Source organism: Lysinibacillus sp. BSL11 (genome assembly GCF_052928325.1).
This window is the reverse complement of sequence record NZ_JAVGCX010000003.1, coordinates 90,463-116,595: the sequence shown is the minus strand read 5'-3', so window position 1 is coordinate 116,595 and position 26,133 is coordinate 90,463. Positions and strand designations below refer to the sequence as shown.

At 37.7% G+C, this 26,133-nt stretch carries 26 protein-coding genes and 1 tRNA gene; 9 read left to right on the top strand and 18 right to left on the bottom strand.

Annotated elements, in window-relative coordinates; all coding sequences use genetic code 11:
- Positions 1–148: 148 nt before the first annotated feature.
- Complete coding sequence (gene secG / locus RCJ95_RS04870) at positions 149–376, bottom strand: preprotein translocase subunit SecG (RefSeq protein ID WP_004228101.1); 228 nt, start codon at positions 374–376, stop codon at positions 149–151.
- A gap of 205 nt (positions 377–581) precedes the next feature.
- On the opposite strand from secG, the gene RCJ95_RS04865 reads away from it, so the two are divergent.
- The 7 genes from RCJ95_RS04865 to dltD all read left to right on the top strand — a co-directional run bounded on the left by RCJ95_RS04865 (position 582) and on the right by dltD (position 8,143).
- Positions 582–1,829, top strand: a complete 1,248-nt coding sequence (locus RCJ95_RS04865; protein WP_312128495.1) for a DUF5050 domain-containing protein — start codon at positions 582–584, stop codon at positions 1,827–1,829.
- 148 nt (positions 1,830–1,977) lie between these two features.
- Positions 1,978–3,624 (top strand): alkaline phosphatase, encoded by a 1,647-nt coding sequence (locus RCJ95_RS04860; RefSeq protein WP_446721958.1) that lies wholly within the window; start codon positions 1,978–1,980, stop codon positions 3,622–3,624.
- A 280-nt stretch (positions 3,625–3,904) separates the two neighbouring features.
- A complete protein-coding gene (locus RCJ95_RS04855) occupies positions 3,905–4,042 on the top strand; it encodes a teichoic acid D-Ala incorporation-associated protein DltX (protein WP_221681192.1) in 138 nt (45 codons plus the stop codon).
- Positions 4,043–4,059: 17 nt separating this feature from the next.
- Positions 4,060–5,535 (top strand): D-alanine--poly(phosphoribitol) ligase subunit DltA, encoded by a 1,476-nt coding sequence (gene dltA, locus RCJ95_RS04850; protein ID WP_369578258.1) that lies wholly within the window; start codon positions 4,060–4,062, stop codon positions 5,533–5,535.
- Positions 5,532–6,695 carry a D-alanyl-lipoteichoic acid biosynthesis protein DltB gene (gene dltB, locus RCJ95_RS04845; RefSeq protein WP_446721957.1) on the top strand — a complete coding sequence of 388 codons (1,164 nt, stop codon included), beginning with the start codon at positions 5,532–5,534 and terminating at the stop codon, positions 6,693–6,695. Before dltA ends, dltB begins: the two co-directional genes overlap by 4 nt.
- A gap of 42 nt (positions 6,696–6,737) precedes the next feature.
- The gene (dltC, locus tag RCJ95_RS04840) at positions 6,738–6,971 is read left to right on the top strand and encodes a D-alanine--poly(phosphoribitol) ligase subunit 2 (protein WP_016994756.1); all 234 of its coding nucleotides are present in this window, start codon (positions 6,738–6,740) and stop codon (positions 6,969–6,971) included.
- Positions 6,968–8,143 carry a D-alanyl-lipoteichoic acid biosynthesis protein DltD gene (gene dltD / locus RCJ95_RS04835; RefSeq protein WP_221681189.1) on the top strand — a complete coding sequence of 392 codons (1,176 nt, stop codon included), beginning with the start codon at positions 6,968–6,970 and terminating at the stop codon, positions 8,141–8,143. The genes dltC and dltD overlap by 4 nt, the downstream gene beginning before the upstream one ends.
- 42 nt (positions 8,144–8,185) lie before the next feature.
- Here the strand turns inward: dltD and RCJ95_RS04830 are convergent, their stop codons facing one another.
- The 10 genes from RCJ95_RS04830 to RCJ95_RS04785 all read right to left on the bottom strand — a co-directional run bounded on the left by RCJ95_RS04830 (position 8,186) and on the right by RCJ95_RS04785 (position 18,055).
- Positions 8,186–8,410 carry a chemotaxis protein gene (locus RCJ95_RS04830; RefSeq protein WP_313150517.1) on the bottom strand — a complete coding sequence of 75 codons (225 nt, stop codon included), beginning with the start codon at positions 8,408–8,410 and terminating at the stop codon, positions 8,186–8,188.
- 163 nt (positions 8,411–8,573) lie between these two features.
- The gene (locus RCJ95_RS04825) at positions 8,574–9,101 is read right to left on the bottom strand and encodes a DUF6241 domain-containing protein (RefSeq protein WP_274770134.1); all 528 of its coding nucleotides are present in this window, start codon (positions 9,099–9,101) and stop codon (positions 8,574–8,576) included.
- Between the two features lie 638 nt (positions 9,102–9,739).
- A complete protein-coding gene (eno, locus tag RCJ95_RS04820; RefSeq protein WP_221681187.1) occupies positions 9,740–11,032 on the bottom strand; it encodes a phosphopyruvate hydratase in 1,293 nt (430 codons plus the stop codon).
- A gap of 2 nt (positions 11,033–11,034) precedes the next feature.
- A complete protein-coding gene (gene gpmI / locus RCJ95_RS04815) occupies positions 11,035–12,576 on the bottom strand; it encodes a 2,3-bisphosphoglycerate-independent phosphoglycerate mutase (protein WP_312128492.1) in 1,542 nt (513 codons plus the stop codon).
- A complete protein-coding gene (tpiA, locus tag RCJ95_RS04810; protein WP_048390882.1) occupies positions 12,569–13,330 on the bottom strand; it encodes a triose-phosphate isomerase in 762 nt (253 codons plus the stop codon). Before tpiA ends, gpmI begins: the two co-directional genes overlap by 8 nt.
- A gap of 19 nt (positions 13,331–13,349) precedes the next feature.
- Positions 13,350–14,534 (bottom strand): phosphoglycerate kinase, encoded by a 1,185-nt coding sequence (locus RCJ95_RS04805; protein ID WP_446721956.1) that lies wholly within the window; start codon positions 14,532–14,534, stop codon positions 13,350–13,352.
- A gap of 533 nt (positions 14,535–15,067) precedes the next feature.
- Positions 15,068–16,084: a type I glyceraldehyde-3-phosphate dehydrogenase gene (gene gap, locus RCJ95_RS04800; RefSeq protein ID WP_004228061.1), complete on the bottom strand. Its 1,017-nt coding sequence runs from the start codon at positions 16,082–16,084 to the stop codon at positions 15,068–15,070.
- Positions 16,085–16,210: 126 nt separating this feature from the next.
- Positions 16,211–17,263: a sugar-binding transcriptional regulator gene (locus RCJ95_RS04795; protein WP_221681184.1), complete on the bottom strand. Its 1,053-nt coding sequence runs from the start codon at positions 17,261–17,263 to the stop codon at positions 16,211–16,213.
- 174 nt (positions 17,264–17,437) lie between these two features.
- A complete protein-coding gene (locus RCJ95_RS04790; RefSeq protein ID WP_004228055.1) occupies positions 17,438–17,560 on the bottom strand; it encodes a hypothetical protein in 123 nt (40 codons plus the stop codon).
- 261 nt (positions 17,561–17,821) lie between these two features.
- Entirely contained in the window at positions 17,822–18,055 is a 234-nt protein-coding gene (locus RCJ95_RS04785) for a glutaredoxin family protein (protein ID WP_054549560.1), read from the bottom strand.
- Between the two features lie 95 nt (positions 18,056–18,150).
- Between RCJ95_RS04785 and RCJ95_RS04780 the strand changes: the two genes are divergently transcribed.
- Positions 18,151–18,306, top strand: a complete 156-nt coding sequence (locus RCJ95_RS04780; protein WP_274770143.1) for a hypothetical protein — start codon at positions 18,151–18,153, stop codon at positions 18,304–18,306.
- A gap of 54 nt (positions 18,307–18,360) precedes the next feature.
- Here RCJ95_RS04780 and RCJ95_RS04775 read toward each other — a convergent pair whose 3' ends face one another.
- From RCJ95_RS04775 to RCJ95_RS04765, 3 genes are all read right to left on the bottom strand, one after another.
- Complete coding sequence (locus tag RCJ95_RS04775; protein ID WP_274770145.1) at positions 18,361–20,634, bottom strand: S9 family peptidase; 2,274 nt, start codon at positions 20,632–20,634, stop codon at positions 18,361–18,363.
- A gap of 148 nt (positions 20,635–20,782) precedes the next feature.
- Complete coding sequence (locus tag RCJ95_RS04770) at positions 20,783–21,532, bottom strand: TPM domain-containing protein (protein WP_446721955.1); 750 nt, start codon at positions 21,530–21,532, stop codon at positions 20,783–20,785.
- On the bottom strand, positions 21,532–22,113 hold the full coding sequence (locus tag RCJ95_RS04765) for a LemA family protein (RefSeq protein ID WP_446721954.1): 582 nt from the start codon (positions 22,111–22,113) through the stop codon (positions 21,532–21,534). The genes RCJ95_RS04770 and RCJ95_RS04765 overlap by 1 nt, the downstream gene beginning before the upstream one ends.
- Before the next feature lie 133 nt (positions 22,114–22,246).
- On the opposite strand from RCJ95_RS04765, the gene RCJ95_RS04760 reads away from it, so the two are divergent.
- On the top strand, positions 22,247–22,861 hold the full coding sequence (locus RCJ95_RS04760; RefSeq protein ID WP_004228038.1) for a spore coat protein: 615 nt from the start codon (positions 22,247–22,249) through the stop codon (positions 22,859–22,861).
- Between the two features lie 88 nt (positions 22,862–22,949).
- On the opposite strand, the gene RCJ95_RS04755 is transcribed toward RCJ95_RS04760, so the two are convergent.
- The 4 genes from RCJ95_RS04755 to RCJ95_RS04740 form a co-directional block, all read right to left on the bottom strand.
- Positions 22,950–23,672 (bottom strand): amino acid ABC transporter ATP-binding protein, encoded by a 723-nt coding sequence (locus tag RCJ95_RS04755; RefSeq protein ID WP_221681179.1) that lies wholly within the window; start codon positions 23,670–23,672, stop codon positions 22,950–22,952.
- Positions 23,669–24,379, bottom strand: coding sequence for an amino acid ABC transporter permease (locus tag RCJ95_RS04750; protein WP_004228035.1), 711 nt, complete (start codon positions 24,377–24,379; stop codon positions 23,669–23,671). Before RCJ95_RS04750 ends, RCJ95_RS04755 begins: the two co-directional genes overlap by 4 nt.
- An 86-nt stretch (positions 24,380–24,465) precedes the next feature.
- On the bottom strand, positions 24,466–25,263 hold the full coding sequence (locus RCJ95_RS04745; RefSeq protein ID WP_446721953.1) for a basic amino acid ABC transporter substrate-binding protein: 798 nt from the start codon (positions 25,261–25,263) through the stop codon (positions 24,466–24,468).
- 498 nt (positions 25,264–25,761) lie between these two features.
- Positions 25,762–25,836, bottom strand: a tRNA-Arg gene (locus RCJ95_RS04740).
- Positions 25,837–26,133 lie beyond the last annotated feature (297 nt).

The window sequence follows — 26,133 nt, the reverse complement described above, 5'->3', positions numbered from 1 at the left end:
ATACCCAATCTCGTCATCTCGATGATGCCCAGCGGATCATTGGTTATTGCGTTACCATTCATTTTTTACTACAGAGAGAGAATTTACCATTTAACAATGATAAAAGAAAACGCCCAACCAATTTGGTTAGGCGATATATCTTCAACTATTAGATTTTTGTAATAGCGATTGCTAATAAAAAGAACACTATAGCTAACACAATTGTTGCACGGTGAAGGATTAAATCCATACCACGTGCTTTTTGCTTTCCAAATAGTTGCTCAGCTCCACCCGAGATGGCACCTGATAAGCCTGCACTTTTACTAGATTGAAGTAATACCACAACGATTAACGCTAATGATACGATAACTAATGAAACTAATACTACTGTATGCATTCACTGCACCTCCCGAACTTTGAAACATCACAACAGACTACATTATAACAAAAAAAGGTTGTGATGACAAACTTCGCTTTATGTTTTGCTGGAAATTTTCCGCCTCATGCTTCCATCCTTGTCGACTTATGCTACTATTTGTGGATGTCACTCCCTACAAATTAAATTATAATGGCAAAAATGAACTTTTTTGGAGGGTGGGAAAATGAATAAAAAAATAACAGCGCTGCTAGTACTATGCTGCATGATTCCCTTTCTTACGGCATGCTCAAAGGCCATTGACCTACTTCTTGAGGAAGAGGATGTAACAACCACAACCTTAGCAGAAGATACAGAGAATGATATGAAGAAACCAGAAAGTAAAGCGCTATCTGCCTCTTTTTCACCTAATGATCTTTTCTCAACCTCATTATTTAAGGATGATCCTGCCTTACTACAATTCACTAAAAAAGTTGAAAAACAAGTAGCAAAGTTTGAACAGCACTTTGAAGTCCCTTATACTGGGAAGCTAAACTTCGAAGATTTTGAGGTGCAGCTGAATGACTTAAATAGCCTGCTTTCCTTCGTCGATCCCTATACAGCTGGTTATTTTCTTACTTATGAATGGACGGCTTGGGAAATAGATAATGGCTATTTGGTAGAGTTGTCGATTGATTACTTAACAGATGCCAAAAAGGAGCAAAAGGTCGATCAATATGTAGAGGCTTTTGCTGATCAGTATATTTCGACAGATATGACAGATTTTGAACGTGCTAAAATCATTAATGATACGGTTGTACAGTTAGCCACTTATACTGAACAAGGCTCTACTGAGGGACAAACGGTTTTTGAGCTGATAAACGAAGAAACTGCGGTATGTCAAGCTTATGCTCTACTAGCTTATCGCCTACTATTAGCTTCGGATGTAGAAGCGAAATACGTATATGGCTATAGTGAGGATCAGCTGCATGCTTGGAATTTAGTCAGTATCGATGGCAATTGGTATCATCTTGATACAACGTGGAATGACGTGGATTCAGCGGAGCCTTATGCGATTTCCTATGAATACTTTTTAGTCAGTGATGAAAAATTAAGCCAAGATCATTTATGGGTTAATGAAAATTATTTTACTGCTACAAATAACAATTATGATTTTATGCATGATATGTGGTATGCCAATACTGTCGATGATGTGATTTATTATAATAATATCAAAGATAATATGGTCTATTCCTATAATTTAGACACAAATGAAAACAATCAAATTACAGAAACAGCATGCTATTATTTAGCTACTTATGATGATTCCATTTATTGCAGTGACTATGACAATGCCGGTTATTTAACAAAAATTAATGTCCAGGACGGCTCTGAAGAAGTCTTACTTGAAGATGAAGTCCTCAACTTGTACATTGAAGAAGACATTTTATATTATGAAACGATCGATGGTGCACAACATCAGGAAAATTTGTAATGCCCCAAAAGAATCTGTGTGACCCTTACACAGATTCTTTCCTCCCCTTTCATTTACATAATTACCATATTTCATTAACAAACCTTTAACGCTAGCTTTACACCCTTCCTTTACACTTACAGTTGAATTCATCTAAAGGAGGAAAATCATGAAATACGCAAAAAAATGGACTTCATTGTTTTTAGCAAGTGCAGTGACTTTATCCGCAGTTAGTATCTCACAGCAAGAGGTACATGCAGCCGAAGTAAAGAAACCGACAAATGTCATTATGCTTGTGATGGATGGTAGTAGTAATAATGCTGTCACCCTTTCCCGCTGGTATAAAGGTGAAAGCCTAGCAATGGATGAAATTTTATCAGGTGCTATGCGCACATATTCTGCTGAATCTGCCATTACCGATTCCGCGCCTGCTGCGACAGCATTAGCAACTGGCCATAAATCGAACGATAAATATATAGGTGTTCTCCCATCTGTGATCAACTCCCCTGGATTAGCGCAAATCGCTAAGGATGAAGCCTTCCGCCCTGTAGCCAATGTGCTAGAAGGAGCTAAGCAGCAAGGTAAGGCTACTGGATTAATTTCTACTTCCGAAATTCAACATGCTACACCAGCTGGTTTTTCTGCCCATGTCAACAATAGAAGTCAATATGGGGATATTGCAGAGCAGCAGGTTTATCAAAATATTGATGTTGTCTTAGGCGGTGGTCTGGAATCACTATCACCAGGCACATCAAAAAATGCTCGTCAAGATGGCGAGGATTTAATCAAGGTTTTGAATGAAAAAAATTATGATCTCGTTAAAACGCGCGATGAGCTATTTAATAGTCAATCCTCAAAAATTTGGGGAAGCTTTGCACCAAGTGCACTTGCTTATGATTTAGATCGTGCAAAAACAAGAGCATCTGAGCCTACACTTGCTGAAATGACGAATAAAGCAATCAATACGCTGAAAAAGGATGAGGATGGCTTCTTCCTCTTTGTAGAAGGTAGCAAGGTTGACTGGGCTGCACATGCCAACGATACAATTGGTATCATTAGCGATATATTATCATTCGATGATGCAGTGAAAGAAGCAGTCGATTTTGCGAAGGAAGACGGTAATACTCTAGTCATTGCAGTAACTGATCATGGAAATAGCGGCATTACGATGGGGAACGCTAACACTACTAGTACCTATTCTAGCATTCCAGTCTCTGCTTACATCGACCCGTTAAAAAAAGCTACGATGACCATTGAAGGAGCTTTAAGCCAGCTAAAAGAAGATCGCTCTAATTTAGTTGAGGTCGCTGCTCTTTATGGCTTAGATTCATTAACGGAGGACGAGCTTAAAACATTACAGTCTGCTAAAGACTTAGGTAGTGAAATGGTAAAAATGCTAGCCAATCGTGCAAACATCGGTTATACAACAGGTGGCCATACGGGTGAAGATGTATTCTTATATTCATTTGGTCCTTATAAATTGACAGGATTAGTAGAAAACACTGATTTAGCTCATACAATGGCACGCTTTATGGGCTTTGACTTAAACACATTAACAAATGATTTATATGTGCCTGCAACGAAGGCATTTACGGAAAAAGGATTTACAACAAAAATCGACTTATCGGATAAAGAAAATCCAACATTTATTGCGCAAAAAGCAGATGTCACAGTGAAAATTCCAGTCAACAAAAACACGATGACGTATGAACAAACTTCCTCAAACACGGCAAAGACTCATACATTTGATACAATCAATGTCTACAATGGCTCTGAATTTTATGTATCTAAAAAAGTTATTAATCAAGTGAAATAAAAATAATAGCGCGAACATAAGTTGAGATTATTCCCTTATGTTCGTGCTTTTTTTACATAAGTAAACCAGCCAATAATTTGTAAACTCTACATATCCCCCCAAAACCTTAAATTTACCTTAAATTAATCTTATGATTTACTGAATTCATCTTAATTCAGCAACATTTTTCTCCACATTCCGTCAAATCAGTGTTAAAAACATAAGGTAAGGATTTTTAACTAGTAAATTACTATTTTTTTGAAAGTTTAATCCTATACTTTTTTTCATTGGAGGTGGACAAATGCAATCCATCAAAAATAATGAGTATTTACGCTTCATTGGCTTCACGATGTTTTATTTGATTGTTTTGGTACTGTTGTTTCTTATACATGGCTTCCATGATATGAACGCTGGACCATTTATATATACGGAATTTTAAATAAAGGAGATTAAAAAATGTTAAGTATTTTGGCAGCTATTGAACGTGTGGCCATCCAGCAGCCACAAAAAACTGCTTATCAGACACACAATGCCTCCTTAACTTATAGCGAGCTTTGGCATTTATCGGATCGTCTTGCCGATTATTTAATGAAGCTTAAGTTGCGGAGACAACAACCTATTGTCATTTATGGACATATGTCCCCCCTACAAATTGTTGCGTTTATCGGATCTGTAAAGGCTGGCCATCCATATGTACCTGTTGATTCATCAACACCATCGGAAAGATTACAACTCATTACAGAAGCTTCTGGAGCAGGTTTAGTATTGACAACAGAGCTATTACAGATGCAGATGAACCTTCCAGTTATGGCAGTGCATGATATTCTGGATGCCTCCTCAAAGGACGTGATCCTATCATCCGCAACATGGGTTCATGATGAGGATATCCATTATATTATTTACACTTCTGGTTCAACGGGTCAACCAAAAGGGGTACAAATAACAGCTAGTAATCTAACACACTTTGTAATGTGGATGCAGGATCACTTCCCTTTACAGGAAGACGGCGTATTTTTAAACCAAGCACCTTATTCCTTTGATTTATCTGTTATGGATCTCTACCCAGCTCTTGTTGGTGGACACACACTTTATGCGATTACACAGCAAGAAATTGCTAATCCAAAAGCATTGTTTGATTCATTAGCGACGTCAAATACTCGTGTATGGACTTCTACACCTTCTTTTGCCAGGATGTGTTTGATGAACAAAGAATGGGATCAAAAACTCATGCCTGCATTGGATACTTTTTTATTTTGCGGAGAGGTTTTACCGATAGCGGTATGTAACGAGTTGATGCTCCGTTTTCCACAGGCAACAATTTATAATTTATATGGTCCTACGGAAACAACCGTCGCTGTATCCTATGTAAAGGTGACGAAAGAGCTAGTAGGACGCTTCGAACAATTACCGATTGCCCCTATAACGGAGCCAAACGTTTCTGTAGCAGAAGATGGGGAAATTATTATTTCAGGGCCAACCGTTAGCGCAGGGTATTTGGGAGCGCCTAAATTAACAGCTAAAGCTTTCCCGATCGTGGATGGCGATCGCATCTATCAAACAGGTGATATAGGCTTTGTGCAGGATGGTTATTTGTTCTTTTCAGGTCGTAAGGATTTCCAAGTGAAATTACATGGCTATCGTTTAGAGATTGAAGAGATTGAAAAACAAATCAGTAACCTGCCACCTGTTTCAAGCTGTGTTGTTGTACCTGTTTATAAGGAGAAGGAAATCATTTCTCTTAGTGCCCATATTGTTTTACGTGAGCCATTAACAGACGCTGCTTTTAAAACAACAAAGCAATTGAAGGCACTTTTATCGGCGTACTTACCTGCCTATATGATACCGAAAACATTTAAATATATGGACGCTTTACCACTAAATCCAAATGGTAAGGTAGATCGTAAAGGATTGGCGGTTATGGAGACAGTATGACGCCTTATGGAAATATAGCATTTTTTGTGATCATCGGACTTTTATTACTACCTACCTTCCTCTTAGGATTACGAGGCAAATCTTCGAAACGCTATAATCTTTTTGTTTCGGTCATTGTCTTAGCATTAATCTTCGGACATTCATTGAATGGGTCCATCTCGCTCGTATTATTTACTGTCTTTCAGGTAGTACTTATTGTGGCTTATCAGCGCTATCGACTTCAGCAAAATAGCGGAACCATTTTTATAATAGCGGTGCTTTTATCCATATTACCCTTGATTCTTGTAAAGGTTTTGCCGATTCTCGGGTTACATCATTTATTTGGCTTCCTTGGTGTATCCTACATTACGTTTAAAGCGGTGCAAATGATTTTAGAAACCCGTGATGGCTTGATGAAAGAGAAAATTTCGGTAGTAGAGCTAGTCTATTTCTTATTATTCTTTCCTACCGTATCATCGGGGCCGATTGATCGTTGGCGTCGTTTTACAAAGGATTTTCATGCCGTGCCTTCCTCGGAGGAGTACCAAAAGCTGCTATTGAGTGGTATTAACTATATTTTTGTCGGCTTTTTATATAAGTTTATTTTGGCTTATTTAATTTACAACTACACGCTTATTTATTTGCCTAACCATACGTATAACTATTTGACACCTTTTCAGGGGCAGCTAGCGTATATGTATATGTATAGCTTTTACTTATTCTTTGATTTTGCTGGCTATAGTGCATTTGCTGTTGGTGTGAGCCGGATAATGGGTATCCAAACACCGATTAACTTTAATCGCCCTTTCGCCAGCCGCAATATTAAAGATTTTTGGAATCGTTGGCATATGAGCCTTTCCTTCTGGTTTAGAGATTATGTCTACATGCGCTTTGTCCTTTGGATGACAAAGAAAAAATGGCTAAAAAATAAATTTGCTATTTCGTATATAGGCTTCTTTTTACTATTCTTTTTAATGGGTATTTGGCATGGTCTGGAATGGCATTTTGTGGTCTATGGACTCTATCATGCCCTATTGATTATCAGCTTTGATAAATTTGAACGCTGGAATAAAAAGCATAAGCGTTGGCCAAAAAATAAATGGACGCATGCTATTGGCGTAATCATTACATTTCATGCTGTATGCTTCGGCTTCTATATTTTTTCTGGCACATTATTTTAAACAAAGGGCTGTAAGAGCCTGTTCACTAAAGGAGAATTATTAATGGATCAACAACAAGTTTTAGAAATGCTAGTCGAGTTATGTGAAGATGAAATTATTGTAGAAAACCCAGATATAGATTTATTTGAAGAAGGTTTACTGGATTCGTTTGGGACAATTAATTTATTAGTTGAAATTGAAAATCGTTTTAATATTTCTGTCCCTATTACTGATTTCAATCGTGAAGAATGGAATACGCCTAATCGAATAGCAGGGAAATTAGCTGAAAGACAATGATCAAAAAAGGCTTTCTTTCTTTATTTATTGCATTTGCTCTTTTTACGGGCTTTGTCTTTTTTCCTAATGCTTGGATTAAAGCATGGATATCCAATGAGGATGTGGAACAAGCCAAAACGAACATGTCTCCACTTGTATTTCAGGGCACATATTTACAGGAGCGAATGTTGCAGGAGCCTAGTTCCATGCCACTTTATGGCTCCTCGGAATTAAACCGTTTTGATCCGTTCCATCCATACAATTATACGCGAGCAACTGATGCTCCGTATTCGACCTTTATGATTGGACGTGGAGGCATGCAGTCCATTACCCACTTCTTGAATTTCGCAGCACAAGAAAAGAATTTAAAGGATAAAAAAGTGGTCTTTATCATCTCTCCACAGTGGTTTACAGAGAAGGGCATGGGTGAATTTCACTTTTCACCGAATTATTCCATGCTACATGCTTATGATTTAGCCTTTAATCAGGAGATGGATGCCAATCTTCATAAAAGAGCAATGGAGCGCCTACTAGAATTTGATACTGTCAAACGGGATCGCCTCTTAAAGACCATGTATCAATATCAAATGTCTAACGGCAAGGAAAAACCAATTACTGGACGTATGGCCATGGTCGCGGGGCGTTTCCACAAGGCATTACTAGAAAAGAAGGATTTATATTATTCCCTTTTCCCACGTAAAGGTCATGCATTAAAAAGTAATGACAAGCTCATTGCCAATCAAAGCTTTGAGCAACAATTGCAGCATGCAGAGGCATATGGGGAGAAGCGTGTATCCAATGACTATATGATTGAAGATCGCGCCTATCAGCGACTTGTAAATGCTAAATTTTCAAAGTTTAAGGATATACGAAAAAAAGAGGATTATTCAAACTCTCCTGAATACGAGGATTTCCAACTAGTGATCGATGTTTTAAAGGATGCAGGTGCCAAGCCACTATTCGTCTCCATTCCGGTGAATGGCTATTGGTATGATTATAATGGCTATCCTGAGGAGCGCCGTCAAAAGTATTACGATAAAATGGAGCAAGTATTAAAGGATGCGAATGTTGCCTATGTTGATTTTTCAGATCATGAATATGATCCCTATTTTATAATGGATACGATTCATATTGCCTGGAAGGGCTGGGTTTATCTCGATCAAGAACTAGATCAGCATTGGTCACAGCCATAACAAAAGTCAGGACAGTCTAATATAGTAGACTGTCCTTTCTTATTATCGTATGTATAGCGCCATTTGCTCGGTTATCTCATTTAATTTTTCAATGGCTTCACTAAAATGTTGAACCTGCTCTGCCTGATCATTGGAGGCTGTTTCAATTTGCTCCATGCTTTCCATAAGTGTTTGAATATTACTCGTAATCGTTTTAAGAGAGGTTTCAATTTGTTCTGTTGCTGTAGCTGTCTCACTAGAAAGCTTCCTTACCTCTTGCGCTACGATATTGAAACCTGCACCGTATTGGCTTGCTTGTGCCGCTTCTTTCTTCGTTCATAAATAAAACCCTCCATCAATAATTTTTTTGTATCTTAGGAATTGGTGGATTTTGTGTAATAAATATTAATGATTACAAACAGAAAGATTTGCATACAATTCAAAGCTTCACCTATTTTTCATCTGTGTAAAATTGTTCAATATACTGCTCTTCTTCCTCGGGCGATAATAAACGTGTTGCTCTTCCTGAATTTGTCGTGTCATCGCCACCTTGCATTTCCCAAATTTTGTTATGGTCGTCAACGGCGTTTGAATAATCACCTTTCGACCATCTTTCCAATATTGAAATATAAAGTTCTTTATATTTATAATCGTTCATTTTAACTACAGTTAACAATCGGTCAACTTTTTCTTGTGTTATTCGCTCACGACCCCATTGAGAAGCAGCTTTCACTTTTTGGTGGGACATGCTATGGATGGTTTCATTTACTTTGCTTTCCACTAAATTGTCAGGATAAAGCAATTCTTCTTTTGTAACTTTTTTATCTTCAAGCGGTGCTCCGTCAACAACAATAGTGGCTCTTTCTTTTTTGGCAACAGGTTTTTCCATTTGTTCGGTGGATTTAATGTAACCAAAAATCCCTCCAAAAATGACCAATATTACAATGATAACAATTGCAGATTTTGTTTTTCTCTTCATGTCATTAACTCCTCATTGTCATTTATATCATTATATCATTATGTATTGGTTTATATTATGTAATTAGGATAATAATAGCAGAATATTGAAATAAGTTTTAATGAAAAACCCTGTTCGTAGATAATGGTATGTACATTGTATACAGTAGGTACCAACGCAAAATTGCGTTCGTTGATTAAATACAACTAATACAATTTTGTATGCGTTAATATAGGTAAGTCCGTCATAGTTGCTCTCTAAGGGTGCGATTACAATTCGTATCCTTTTCACCAAGGTTCATCACACAACGATTCTGAGTGTGCCATGATGTTTAAGTGACATATTCTTCCGCAACCAAATACGTGTAAAACACCCCAACGACTTAATTAAGGTAAGTCGCCTTTTTACCAATAATTAATTGATGTTGAATATATTTTTTAAGATATTGAATGAAGTGAGCTGTATTGTAGTTATAAATTTCTGTTGTTCTGATTGAATAATTTTTAATCTGTAATGCGAATGTAAATTCTTTCAACAAATCTTTAATAAGCACGAAAAAACCCCCAATCTACAAGAGTTTATCACACTTATAAATCAGAGGTTCAAATATAAAAGCTGTGTTTTACTAAGTTCAAAGCATTTTCGCTTCAATCAAATACTTATTTTAAGTTATAGAATGAATTTAAACCAAGATACTCTGCTGTTGAACCAAGTTGATCTTCGATGCGAAGAAGTTGGTTGTATTTAGCTACACGGTCTGTACGTGATGGAGCACCTGTTTTAATTTGACCAGCATTTGTTGCAACAGCGATATCAGCGATTGTCGCATCTTCTGATTCACCAGAACGGTGAGAAATAACCGCTGTGTAGCCTGCACGTTTGGCCATTTCGATTGCTTCAAATGTTTCAGTTAACGTACCGATTTGGTTTACTTTGATCAGGATTGCATTTCCTACACCTTGCTCAATACCTGCTGATAATTTTTTCGTATTTGTTACAAATAGGTCATCACCTACTAATTGTACGCGTTTGCCGATACGGTCTGTTAATAGCTTGTGTCCAGCCCAGTCGTTTTCGTCTAAGCCATCTTCAATTGAAATGATTGGGTATTTATTTGTTAACTCTTCGTACCAATCAACCATTTCTTCAGAAGTTTTGACAACACCTTCACCATCTAAGTGGTATTTGCCATCTTCTTTATTGAATAGTTCAGAGGATGCTACGTCCATTGCAAGTTTCACTTCGTCACCTGGTTTGTAGCCTGCTTTTTCAATCGCTTCTAAGATCACTGTAATTGCTTCTTCGTTAGAGCCTAAGTTTGGTGCGAAACCACCTTCATCACCTACTGCTGTGTTGTAGCCTTTTGCTTTTAGAACAGCTTTTAGGCTATGGAAAATCTCCGCGCCAATACGTAATGCATGACGGAATGATTCTGCACCAACAGGCATAACCATGAATTCCTGAATGTCTACATTGTTATCTGCGTGAGCACCACCGTTTAGGATGTTCATCATTGGTACTGGTAATTGCTTAGAATTGAACCCACCAAGATATTGATAAAGAGGTACATCTAAATAATCTGCCGCAGCATGTGCAACTGCCATGGATACACCTAGAATTGCGTTGGCACCAAGCTTGCCTTTGTTTTCCGTGCCATCTAGCTCGATTAAAGCTTTGTCGATGACTACTTGATCAAGAACAGAATAGTTACCTTCTAATTCTTCCGCAATAATTGTGTTTACATTTTCAACTGCATTTAATACACCTTTGCCTAGGTAACGAGATTTGTCACCATCGCGTAATTCTACCGCTTCGTATTCACCTGTTGATGCACCTGATGGTACGATTGCGCGGCCAAATGCGCCTGATTCTGTAAATACTTCAACCTCTACTGTTGGGTTCCCACGTGAGTCTAAAACTTCGCGCGCATAAACTTGTGTAATAAATGGCATAATTAATTCTCCTCTTTTTCAATTAATGATTGTCCTGTCATTTCAGTAGGCTGTGACACCTCTAATAATTCTAACATGGTTGGCGCTAAATCGGCTAAAATACCACCATTTCTTAACATTATATTTGATTTTGTCACAATTACTGGAACAGGATTTGTTGTATGAGCTGTCATTGGCTCACCTGCTAAAGTTAACACTTCATCAGAGTTGCCATGGTCAGCTGTAATAATAGCTGCGCCACCTTTTGCAAGGAGTGCGTCTACTACTTTCCCTAAGCATTCATCTACTACTTCAATGGCTTTAATTGTTGGCTCCAGCATTCCACTATGACCAACCATATCAGGGTTGGCAAAGTTAAGAATAATGCCATCAAATTTTTCAGCCGCAATTTCTGCAAGTAAGGCTTCTGTCACCTCATAGGCAGACATTTCAGGTTTTAAATCGTATGTCGCCACCTTTGGAGAAGCAATTAAAATACGTTCCTCACCAGGGAATTTTTCCTCACGTCCACCACTCATAAAGAATGTAACATGTGGATATTTTTCAGTTTCCGCAATCCGCAACTGTGTTTTCCCATTCGTCGCTAATACTTCACCAATTGTATTTTTCAAGTTGTCATTTTCATAAGCAACCTGTGCGTTGACTTCATCACTATAGTGTGTGAAGGACACAAATTTTAAATTCTTTGGATGATTTGCAGATATAGCAAAGCCATCGAATGCTTCATTTGTAAAAACTGTTGACAGCTGAATTGCACGATCAGGACGGAAGTTAAAGAAAATCACTGCATCCTGATCGCCAATTGTTGCTACTGGCTCGCCATGCTCTTGAATGCTAAATGGGATGACAAATTCATCTGTTACCTCACGCTCATAGGATGCTGCTACACCACTTTTAGCACTTTCTGCTGTTTGACCGACGCCATCCACCAGTACATTATAAGTCAGTGCAACACGATCCCAACGTTTATCACGATCCATTGCATAGTAACGTCCATGAATCGAAGCAAATTGCCCTATACCTATTTCAGCCATTTGCTTTTCAGTTTCTTCGATATAGTCTAATGCTGTTGTTGGACCAACATCACGACCATCTAAGAAGCCATGTACATAAACTTCCTCTAACCCCTGCTGTTTAGCTAGCTTTAATAGAGCAAACATATGCTCATAGTGACTATGAACACCACCGTCTGATAATAAGCCCATAACATGTAGCTTTGACTGATGAGCTTTCACATGTGCTACTGCATCTAAAAAGGCTTGATTCGTAAAGAAATCTCCATCACGAATAGATTTATTTAAGCGTGTTAAGCTTTGATATACGATACGTCCTGCACCGATATTTAGGTGCCCCACCTCGGAATTCCCCATCTGTCCTTCAGGTAATCCAACGGCTTCTCCTGCTGCTGTTAATGTCGCATGAGGAAATTGATGCCAATATCGATCAAAATTTGGCTTATTCGCCTGTGCTACTGCATTCCCGAATATTTCATCTCGAAATGCAAAGCCGTCTAAAATAATTAATGCTACTGGCTTTTTAGGCATTTGCTGCCGCCTCCAATAATGTTAAATAAGATTCTGGTTGTAAGCTTGCTCCACCAACTAAAGCACCATCAATATGTTCTTTGGATAAAAGCTCCTGAATGTTATCAGGCTTAACACTGCCACCATATTGAATGCGGACGGCATTCGCAGTTTCAGCATTATATAGCTCTTCTACTACTGCCCGAATCGCTCCGCATACTTGATTTGCATCGTCTGCCGTAGCCGTTTTACCAGTACCAATCGCCCAAATCGGTTCATACGCAATGACCATATGCTCTACTTGCTGTGCTTCAAACCCAGCAAGTGCTGCTTTAATTTGGCCAGCCACTTTTTGCTCTGTTGTGCCTGCTTCACGTTCTTCTAGTGTTTCGCCACAGCAAATAATAGGTACGATAGTATGTGCAAGTGCTGCTGCTACCTTCTTATTAATCGCTTCATCTGTTTCATTGTAGTATTCGCGACGTTCAGAGTGTCCTAAAATGACATAGTCAACATCCACACTTGCTAGCTGTGCTGGACTAATTTCACCCGTAAAAGCACCTTCATTTTCATAGTGCATAGTTTGTGCACCAATTGCCAGCTCTGACTCACTAGCAACTTGCACAAGTGTAGGTAGGTAAAGAGCTGGTGCGCAAATAACAGCATCTACTTTGTCATTGGAAGGAAGTTTTTCTTGTACAGCATCTACAAACTGAATAGCCTCTTCAAATGTTTTAAACATTTTCCAGTTACCTGCAATAATTGGTTTACGCATCATTTTGCCTCCGATTAGCTTATTTATCGTTTAGTGCTACAATCCCTGGAAGCTCTTTGCCTTCCATTAATTCTAAGGAAGCACCACCACCTGTAGAAATGTGATCCATCTTATCTGCTACTTCAAATTTTTCAACTGCCGCAGCTGAATCACCGCCACCGATTACTGTGTAGCCAGCTGTTGTTGCCATTGCATCAGCAACTGTTTTTGTGCCGTTTGAAAATTTGTCCATTTCAAAGACACCCATTGGTCCATTCCAAATGATTAATTTAGAGTTTTTGATAACTTCTGCATAGTTTGCAGCCGTTTTAGGTCCAATATCTAGACCCATCCAATCAGCTGGAATAGCATCTACATCAACGACTTTTGTTTCAGCATCCTGTGAAAATTCATTTGCCACAACAGCATCGACTGGCATATGTAATTGCACACCTTTTGCTTTTGCCTTCTCAATAAAGGACTTTGCTAGCTCAATTTTATCTTCCTCTAGCAATGATTTACCGATATCGTGGCCTTGTGCCTTAATAAATGTAAAGGATAAACCACCACCGATAATTAAGTGATCTACTTTTTCTAATAGGCTTTCAATAACACCAATTTTATCTTTTACTTTGGCACCACCAATAATGGCTGTAAACGGATGCTCAGGGTTAGACAATGCCTTACCTAGTACATCTAATTCCTTTTGCATTAAGAATCCAGATACAGCTGGAATATGCTTAGCAATTCCTTCTGTAGAAGCATGAGCTCGGTGGGCTGCACCAAAAGCATCATTAACATAAATATCTGCTAGCTGAGCAAATTGCTGTGCTAATGTTGGGTCATTTTTTTCTTCACCAGCATAGAAGCGTACATTTTCAAGCAGTAGAATGTCTCCATCTTGCATATTTGCAACGGCTTCTTCCACTGCTTGCCCAATGGATTCATCAAGCTTCGTAACAGGCTTGCCCATTAGTTCCGCTAAGCGAATGCCAACAGCTGTTAAACGCATATCTTCTTTTACTTCACCTTTTGGACGACCTAAGTGAGAAGCTAGAATAACTTTAGCTCCCTGCTCTACTAAATACTCAATTGTAGGAATCGCTGCACGAATACGCGTCTCATCGGTAATAGCACCGTCTGCCATTGGTACATTGAAATCTACACGTACAAAAACGCGTTGACCCTTAACATCAATATCTTTCATTGTTTTCTTATTTAACATGAAGAAACTCCCTTCAAAGTTTGTTTTAGTCTTACACTCTTGTGTTTTACCCATCTTGGCTCTACACCATGCTTACTAAATTGAATAGTCATTTTGGTACTTTTTCAGCGTCACTATCTCGTGTAAGGATGATTCTCCAACTTTTGATAATGAACCGTAATACTTGTTTTTATAGTAGCAAAAGTTAACTGCGATGTCTTGCAATCAACATGTATCAATTACGCCTCAGTGTATTTAACTCCCGATTTTTTCCGAACTTGTTCCTCTTCAAAATCTGTTACATTCACTGAGGCTTTTACCTTAATTCAGTCGGTGATTTTACATCAATGAATCAAGAGAGTAATTTGTGTATTCATCTCACCACCTATAGAGGTGGGCGTTTCTGCTAAATCTAGAAAAAAGGAGTAAGGGTTATCCCTTACTCCCAATACCCTTGTATATTATATCTATTCGATATTATAAAGGCTATACTTTTTGTGCATAAAAAGCAGTAATATGTCACACTTTTTACTCAAAATGTCGAAATATGATACTTATTTATGGTTTAAGCCTTGTTCAGCAATGTATAAAGCTAGGTCCATTAAGCGAGTAGAGTAACCAATTTCGTTATCATACCAAGCTAAAACCTTCACCATTTTGTTTTCTAACACCATTGTTGAAAGGCCGTCTACCGTAGAAGAATAATGGTTACCGTTATAATCAATTGATACTAATGGTAGCTCATTGTAATCTAAAATGCCTTTTAATTCATTTTCAGAAGCTTCTTTTAATGCTGCATTAATTGTTTCTTTCGATACATCTGCTTTTAGTTCTACAACTAAGTCAACACATGATACGTTAGGTGTTGGCACACGCATAGAGAAACCATCTAGCTTACCTTTTAATTGTGGCAATACTTTTGATACAGCTACTGCTGCACCTGTTGTTGTTGGAATCATAGACACTGCTCCAGCACGTGCACGACGAGGGTCAGAGTGTGGGAAGTCTAGAATTCGTTGGTCATTTGTATAAGAGTGAATTGTTGTCATCATACCACGTTCAATGCCAAATTTCTCATCAAGTACTTTAGCTACTGGTGCTAGACAGTTTGTTGTACAAGAAGCATTGGAGATCACATCATCAGTTGCTGGGTTATAATCCTCATGGTTTACACCCATAACAAATGTAGGCATTGCCCCTTTTGCTGGTGCTGATAGAATCGCTTTTTTCGCCCCTGCTTCAATATGCTTGCCTACTTCTTCCATTGAACGGAATCGACCCGTACATTCAAGCACTACATCTACGCCTAATTCGCCCCATGGTAATTGTGCAGGATCTTTTTCAGCATATACTTTTACACGTTGACCATTTACTACGAAAGAATCTTCATCTGCATTGACTTCAGCATCATAGATACCGTGTACTGAATCATATTTCAATAAGTGCGCAAGCTGACCAGCATCTGTTAAGTCGTTTACGGCTACTACTTCAAATTCATCATGCTTCATTGCCTCACGAAATACTAAACGTCCAATACGTCCAAATCCATTAATCGCTAATTTTAATGCCATTGTTAATTCCTCCAATAATGTGTGATGTCTGTCTCTATGAATAGAGACATCAAAATTTACTTTATGCTCATTCAAAAAATGCTTTAGCACTTTCTGAGATCGAGTGACATGTTTACAACTTTGCCATCATTCAAGATGGTTATTTTCTATAGAAGATATTTTAGCAGCAATTGCTTTGGCCGCTGCTTCATCTGTTACAAATATGGTTTGCTTAGGTGCTACTTTAAAATAAGAAAGCATTGCATTGACCTTCTGTTTTCCTGCTGCAACTGCAATGACCTGTTCACTGTTTTGTACCTGCTCAAGCTGGATACCAATTGTGCGTATACGATGTACTATTTCTCCATCGGCATTGAAATAATAGCCGAAAGCCTCACTCACAGCACCTTTTTCCTCAAGAATTCGCAAATCCTCAGGAGATGAGTTACGACGAATAGCCATTTCCTCTGCGGAGCCAATCCCATGAATGACGCAATCTGCTTGATCATAGAAGGCCATCATTTCTGTAACCATCGGCTCTGTTAGCATCGCTTGATAAGCTTGCTCACTTAAATGCTCGGGTAAAAATAAAGTACGATATTGTGTTTCCATTTGCATGGCAAATGTTGCAACAAGTGTATTGGCCTGCATTTGCATTTCATGTCCAATCCCCCCGCGTGCAGCGACAAAAGTGATATCCTTTTGTCCGTCTAAAGGATGTAAAAACTGCGCAAGTGAGGCAACAGATTTTCCACCAGTGACAGCTACAACTTGCCCATCAAAAGCAGTCGACATAAATTGCAATGCTGCTTCTTTGCCGAGCATGGTTAGGATTGTATGATCCTCATTGTAATCACCAGGAACTACGACTACACGTTGGATGCCAAAGTGGCTTTCAAGCACTTTTGCAAGCTGGGTTAAACCAGACCATTCATAAACGATGGCTCTTAATTTTTCAATGACTATTACACCATCATCTGTACATACCATACCCGACTTTTGCGCATCTAATAACCCTTGCTCACGTAAAATATCAGTTTCTTTACGTATTTCTCTTTCTGTCATTTTCAGTGAATCAGCTAGTGTACGTCGTCCAATTGGTTGCATGAGTTGAACGGCTTGCAATATTCGATATCTTGCTTGCAGAAGCGGATACATTTCAGGAAGTAGCCTTTGCTGTGCCTCTGGAACAGTTAACATATCTATCTACTCCCCTAATTAATAGTTGTGGGTTTATTTTTAACCCACTTAATTATTTTGTGTCCCACTTATGGTTTTATTATAATATGCATTGTTTTAAAGTGCAAGTAGTTGTCTTGTTCTGGATAAAAAAAGCCTCATAGCTCTAAAAACAGCTACAAGACTTTGTTGTACTTATTTAGTAAAAGATAAAATCGCATTCTTTTTAAAACCTTCTAAAGCTTTTGTTGCTTCAGTTTTATTTGTAAACTCAAAAATACGAACGTCCTTTTTCTCAAATACTGTAATAACCCACATTGTAAAATCTCCCTTCACATCATTCATTTTTGTAATATAACAACCACTAAAATTTGTGATACATTCGTTAAACTGTTTTATAACAACTTCTTACTTGATATTTATTCTACTCCGATTTTTAGGAAAAGAAAGAGTAATGTGAAGGTCTTCACAAACTGTTCAAAATCAAACCGCTTTCATTGAACAATTTGTGAATTGTGAGAATGACACCTAATAATAAAGTCATTTATACCGTTAATAATTCTTTATACTTTCAGTAGATTAACTGCCTAATCGCTCCATTAACGTGGCATAATCTAAATGACCATACTGAATGACGACACCCTCTTTTTCAACTACCGGAATCATTAGCATATATTTTTCATGTATACGATCATCCTGCTCTATATCAATTATTTCAATATCAAATAGAACATCTTCCTGAACAAGCTTTAATGTCTGTAGCCCTTCTACACATAAAGGACAATTCGCCCTACTAAAAAATTTAATTTTCATAGATAGCACCTCCTCCTTTATTATAAACGATGTAGTATTGAAGAAATGGCCACTATATCATTAATGACATAATGTTGATGGATGACGCTGCTAGAATGTATCTACCAGAATTTAAAAAGGATAATCTTATTCGTTTAAGTATTTCTCAGGTAGATGAACCATTAATTTATACTGGTATTGAGGAACTAGCACTGTGCATTTCATCATTTGAACGTAAAATGCGCTATCCAAATCCAATTCACCTATTGTAATTAAAAAAGGCATTGATTGTGAGCAAGCTACACATCAATGCCTTTCGTTTTAAGTTATTTTAAATGACTATCGAAGAATTTTACCATGGCATTATAGAATTCAATTCTATTTTCTTCATTTGCGAAACCATGTCCTTCATTATCTTTTAGCATGTACTCTACATCCACACCTCTAGCGCGTAAGGCTTCCACAATTTGATCAGATTCTGCTTTGTTCACACGCGGGTCATTTGCTCCTTGGGCGACAAATAATGGTGTTTTGATTTTATCTGCATGGAAAACAGGTGAAACAGCAGTTAACAATTCTTTGTCTTTCTCTGGATGACCTACGCGCTCATAAAACATGTTACGCATAGTTTCCCAGTAAGGAGGGATGGTATTTAATAATGTAAATATGTTAGATACACCTACATAATCAACTGCAGCAGCATATAAATCAGGTGTATACGTAATACCCGCTAATGTTGCATAACCACCAAAGGATGCCCCATAAATACCGATGCGATCAGGGTCTGCAATGCCTTGGTCAATTGCCCATTGGACACCATCAGTGATGTCATCTTGAATCTTCAGACCCCATTGCTTATTACCAGCTTGAAGGAACTCTTTACCATATCCAGTTGACGAACGGAAATTCACCTGTAGCACTGCATAGCCACGATTAGCTAATAATTGTACTTCTGGATTGAAGCCCCACATATCACGTGCCCAAGGACCACCATGAGGATTGACAATAAGAGGGAGATCTTTCGCTTCTTTATTTTTCGGTAAAGTTAAATAACCATTAATCGTTAAACCATCTCGGCTCTTATATGAAATTGGATGCATTTCTGCAAGTTCATTCGGATTTAACCAAGGGCTTAAAGTAGCCAACTCGGTTAATTCATCTGTCGTAGAATCGTAATAATAATATTTTCCATAGACAGTATCACTTGAAACACTCACAATAAATTTGGTCATTTCTTTATTGTAATCATTGATACCAAGCTCACTTTCATGCACATTCAGCTTGCTTTGGATTTTACGGAAAAGCTTTTCAAAGTTCTCGTCAAAGAATTGGTAATGTGTTTTATCTGTTATATATGCACCATATAGCAATTTATCGTGTTCGGCACTATATAAGACACCAGAAACATCTACCTGATCATTAGACATAATTACTTCTTCATTACCTTTTAAGTCGTATTTTACAACTTCTACTTTGTCTCTACCTTTGTTTGATGTAGCATAAATGTATTGATTGTCTTTTGAGAAAGCTAGTGGCATTACTTCATCTCCAGCTTCCATTTCAACAAATGGCTTGAATTCATCCTTTTCAGAATCTCGATAAAGAATCGTTCCTTCCACACCATCTGAGGCTACGGCAATACGCACATTTCCATTGCGATCTGCTAGCCAGCTAGCAATATTACCTGGATTTTTTGCAACGTGAGTTGTTTCCCCAGTCTTTACATTCAGCTTGTAGACATCAAAAACTGTTGCATCTTCCTTATTCATCATGATAAGAATTTCATCTTTAACACCTTGTAGGCCACTTAATATCCCAACTGTGACGTTTGGATATGGTGTTAGATCTTTTTCCTCAGAGCCATTAAATGTTGTAGAATAAATATGGAAGTTTTCATCTCCACCTTTATCCTTTACGTATAGTAAATTATTATCCTTCCAGAAAAATCCTGCAACGTCCCGATCTTTTGAATTCGAAACACGAACAGGCTCACTATCATCATTCATCTTTTTCACGAAAACATTGGATCTGTTCTCCCAAGCAGAGGAAAAAGTAATGTAATTGCCATCTGGCGAAAGTTCATAACCGAAATTTCCAGGGTTTTTCATAAAGTCTTCAACTGAAATTTCCTTTACACCTTCATGATTAGAACCATTTTTTATTTGTTTTGCATTGTTTAAAATTTTTACTGCATCTTGTTTTGAAATTGCTTCTGTATTTGATGATAAGCCATTAAATAAACCAATCTTATTGGCCTTCTCTAAATACTCAGCAAGTGAAGTCTCTTTTTCTTCTTTATTTAACGCTCTAACTAAAATACGAGCCACTTCATCACGTTTAATAGTCAAACTTAAATCTGTGAATTCTCCAGCCTTTACCCATTTATCAATAATTTGTTGACGCATTGAATCTGAGCCGTGCTGGAATGTTAAAGTTGTTACAGCTAAATTCAAAAATTCCTGCGCTGATACACGTTCTTCCTGTGCTATTACGCTGCTATTTGTTTCATTGGTAGCACGAACATCTTGCATTGTTGCAGGAATAACTACAGAGGTTGTTAAAATGATTGCTAACGATGCAGATAAAAATCTTTTTTTCAAAATGATTCCTCCCTATATCAGTTTACGTTATATCGATTGTCGATATATTTAAATTATAACAATTCTAGCATTATTGTCAATAATTGAGAGTTATTTAATTAAGCCAAAATGAAAGCGAACTAAATAGAATAGTTCGCCAATTCCTCTATTAAAATTTCCTGCTTGCTCCCCCACCAGCAGAAGATCCTCCACCAAATCCTCCAAAGCCCCCTCTACTCGAATGTCCTCCACCAAAACTACCTGGATAACCGCCATAGCCTCCAGAGCGAGGACCTCCGCCACCTTTCGAAAAGAATGAATAGATAATAATAACAACGATAATGATTAGGATAATTAACCAAGTGGGTATGTCATCCTCTTCTTTTGTTTGCGCTGGCAAATCACCGTTCCAATTATACTCTTGGGCAACAGCGCGAAAAACTTCAGAATAGGTTGCTTGAAAAGCTTGATCTAAATTACCAGTACTTGCTGAGGGATAAAATGCATTATCTAAAATGCGTCCTAATTTACCATCTGGTAATGCTCCCTCTAATCCCTGGCCCACGGCAATTACAACGTCGTTATTTCCTTCCCCTTGACCTAAGGTAGCTAAAATCAAGACACCGTTATTTTTTTCCTTGTCACCAATGCCCCATGAACGAATCAATTTTGTCGCATACATTTTCGGCTCTTGTCCATGAAGACTATCAACTGTGACTACCATGATTTCAGCACCCGTGCCTTGATCCAACTGCTCGGAATAATGATTTATCTCTTCTTTGACATTGGCAGAAATTACATTGGCAAAGTCATGTATATACGTATTTTTCATCGGTGATGGCATCGTTGCTTCCGCTAGATTCGAGAAAAAAAGAAGCACCGAACAAACGATGATCATCTGTATAATGCAACGTTTCATTAATGTGTACCCGATTGACTAAAATCGATAGATGGTGCTTTGTCAGCTCCTGCTGCGGCTTTAAAGTATTCTTTTTGTTCAAAGCCAAACATCCCTGCCATTAAATTCCCTGGGAAACGCTTAACATGTTTATTGAATTGCTGCACCTCATTATTGTAATCCTCACGTGCTACAGCCAGACGATTTTCGGTACCTGCTAGCTCATCCATTAACTGGCGGAAGTTTGCATCTGCCTTTAAGTTTGGGTAATTTTCTACAACTACTAGTAAACGACTAAGAGCGCCAGTTAAAGCATCATTGGCAACAGCTTGCTCCTTTGGTGAGCTTGCACTTCCCATTTGTGCACGTGCCTCCGTAATATTCGCTATCACCTCTTGCTCATGATTCGCATAGCCTTTCACAGATTCCACTAGATTGGGAATCAAATCATAGCGACGTTGGAGCTGATTTTCAACTTGTGCCCATTTAGAATCAACATTTTCCTCGGCTGTCACCAGACTATTGTATTTAGGTATAAATAATAAGGCGATTACAACAAGAATGATGACAATTATTCCAATTGGTCCAAGTAACTTTTTCAATTTTAAGCCTCCTTGACTTGCTTTTCCTTCTATCTTTAGTCTACATTTTTACCTTTACATTTATACCGTATGAAATTGAATTGACATGACATACTAAATACTGCAACAAAAAATTATTGAGGAGGCGTTTTTTTTGTCACAATCGTTTTACAATGAATCATCAAACCAAACAAATTTAAATCAACAACATAGCCTAAATCATGGTGGACATGAAATGATGGACATGCATGAAACAATTGGCGAAATTATTGCAGGTATGAACCAAGCGATTATTTTGCGTCCCCATGTAAAAGATCCTGAATTACTCAACATTTTGGATCGCCAATATAATTTCACTCTTGGTATGTACAATACGATTGTAGAGTCCTTTAAAACAGGACACGATCCATCTGTTCCAACAGGACGCTACCAAATGGAAACAGGAAATGATTTCAAATATGGCCTAAATCCTGGTCAACCAAAAAAGCCAATGCAAAACGCTAATGAAATTAATGATGAAGCTATTTCTGGATTTTTACTAGGTGCTCAAAAAGGAGCAGCAAAATGTATGACAACTGCTGCGTTGGAGACAACAAACCCTGTAGTTCGTCGCGTTGTTGCGGATAGTATTCCTAACTGCATTGAAATGGGATACGAATTATCCATTTATCAAAACAAACACGGCTATTATCAGGTGCCTCAGTATTCCCAACAGGATATGCAAACGATGCTGAATGCATTCGACACAACATCTAATCCCCTTCATTAAATAACAACAGAGCATGGTGAATATTCACCATGCTCTGTTGTTTTTAGCACAAAAAAAGCGAACGACATGCTCGTTCGCTTTTTCTGCTTTATAATACTTTTCCTAAAAACGCTTTCGTACGGTCGCTTTGTGGATTACCGAATAGTTCCTCTGGAGACCCTTCTTCTACAATATAGCCCCCATCCATGAAGACTACTCGATCGCCTACTTCACGAGCAAAGCCCATTTCATGTGTCACAACAACCATTGTCATCCCTTCAGCTGCTAGATTTTTCATAACATCGAGCACCTCTTTTACCATTTCAGGGTCAAGTGCTGAAGTTGGTTCGTCAAATAAAATAGCTTTTGGCTTCATTGCTAAGGCACGAGCAATCGCCACACGCTGTTGCTGACCACCAGAAAGCTGCTCAGGATAATTATAGGCCTTGCTGTCGAGCCCAACCTTGTTTAATAGCTCATGTCCTAGAGCTTCTGCGTCTGTACGACTCATTTTACGAATTTGCATAGGTGCCATCGTGACATTATCGATAACAGTCATATGCGGGAATAAGTTAAATTGTTGGAACACCATACCCACTTCAGCGCGTATTTCATTGATATTCGTTTTAGGATCATTAATTTTTACATTTTCAATATAAATAGCACCATCCGTTACTTCTTCTAACATATTGATACAACGGAGAAATGTACTTTTTCCTGAACCAGATGGCCCAATAACACAGACAACTTGTTTTTCTTGAATTTCATAATCGATTCCTTTTAATACTTCAAGCTTGCCAAAGTATTTGTGTAGGTTTTCAATTCTTATCATCTTGCTTCCCGCCCTTCTACCTTAGCTTTACGAGGGACGTAACTATTGCTAAATCGTTTCTCGATAAATGCTACAATCTTCGTTACACCATATGTCAACACTAAATATAATAATGCTGCAACGATATACGGTTCCCAGAAGCGGAAGCTTGCACCAGCTACGACCTTACTAGCATATAAAATATCTGGTGCTGCAATTACAGTTACGAGTGAAGAATCTTTTAATAATGCAATAAATTCATTCCCCAATGGCGGGATCATACGTCTAAAAGCTTGAGGCAAAATGACCTTACGCATCGCTTGGTTATGCGTTAATCCAAGAGAGCGAGCAGCCTCCATTTGCCCTTTTGCAATACTTTGAATCCCTGCACGGAAAATTTCCGCATTATAAGCAGCACAGTTTAAAATAAGCGCTGTAATCCCTGATACCATATAACCTAAAGAATGACCAAAAATTGTTGGAATAACTGCTAAGTGAATTAACAAGATTTGTACAAGCATCGGTGTTCCACGGAATAAATCGATATATAGTTTAGATGGCCAATAAATCCATTTCTTACTCGATAATTTTCCAAGGCCTAAAAATAGCCCTAATAGAATACCGCCAAAATAACCACTAAGTGTCAAAATAAGTGTTACGCCAATACCTCGTATAAACATATCTCGGTAGTTCCAGACAATGTCCCAGCGTAAGTCAAAGATGTCCATCCGAAAACCCCATTCCCCTTTAAATTACGATTAATAAATGAGCCGTTAGCACAGTTACTATGTTAATAGCATCATTTCATTCATTTTTATTGAAAATCAATGCCTGTAATTTCTTTTAATTTACCGTTTTCTTTAATTTTTTTAAGACCTTCGTTTAATTTATCTAGCAATTCTTTATTCCCTTTTTGAACCATGAAGCCATAGTATTCTTTTTCGAATGCATCATCTTCAATTACTTTTAGTTTTTGATCTGGGTGAGCTTTGATATATTCATAAACTACTGCGTTATCTCCGATAGCTGCGTCAACATTCCCATTTAACATTTCTTGAATAGCGATTGGCTGACTTTCAAAAGCCATAATATTTGTACTTGCTTCCCCTTGTAGCTTTTTCGCCGCCATATGACCAGTAGCATTGATTTGTACAGATACTTTTTTATCTTTTAATTCATCAAGAGATTTAATTTTTGAATCTTCTTTCACAACAATTAATAACTGAGACTCATAATACGGTTCTGTAAAATCAAATGATTCTTTACGCTCTTCCGTAATTGTGATTCCAGAAGCACCGATATCTGTTTCACCGTTTTTAATTGTTTGGAACACTGGCTCCCATCCTATATTATTCCACTCAACCTCAAAGTCCATCTCATCTGCAATAGCTTGTAAAATATCGACATCAATCCCTACAATTTTCCCTGAATCGTCAACAGATTCAAATGGTGCAAAAGTGGCCTCAGTACCTACTTTATAAACTTTTTTGCCATCTCCACCATCTTCTGAAGAAGAGCTACCTGAAGATGCATCATCTTTTGTACCACATCCTGCAAGTGTTAATGTTAATGCTGCAATTATCATCAGTAACATCCAACCTGTTTTTTTCATTGTATTTCCCCCTAGTTCGATAATTTTCCGAATTACGTATTATTTTTCGCAATTCGGAAATGTTAGACTATTAGGTCAATTATATTAACATTATAGTATTTAGACAACAACTTTTCGCATAAAATTAAATATTTTTTCATATAAATTTATATTAAATTCATACAATTTGGAAAAATATGTATAAATAACAAGAAAATTAACCTAAAACTAATATATATACAATGAGAACCATGCCAAATTTCGATAAATTTAGGCAAAAAAAAAGAATCCCCTCAGATAGGATTCTTTTTTTCGACTATTTCTAGTCTCACGTACAGTATGTTCACTAAAAAATAATTTGGAGTTGTTGCTTTTTTGAAGGTTTGAAAGGAATAAATAGGGGAATAATGCCAACTAGGACAGTATTCCCTTTATTCTTCCTCTCGATCTCCAGTAAGCAGGCTGCTAAACTACTTATTAGGAGATGAGCTATAACAGTATATCAATTAATCAGTAAAATGGCGCCCTCGGAGGGAATCGAACCCCCAGTGCAAGAACCGGAATCTTACGTGTTATCCATTACACCACGAGGGCAAAAGACACAAAAAAAAAGTACTCACTCTAGGCTTACGAAAAGCATGATGTAGATAACCCTCATTTTTGAAGCATACCTGCAAAATAGTGACCTGTACTTTAAACCTTATAACCTTAATCATTATACAAGCCTATCCTATATAATTCAACCATAGAATGCAAAAACATTTTATTTTTTTAATTTCACTTTAGCAGGGTTAATATTTGACCTTCCCTGACTATAATGTGTATGATAAGGATACAGCTGAAATACAAAGGAAAATTTTCAGCAAAGGTATTCGAATTTAGCTTTTTAAG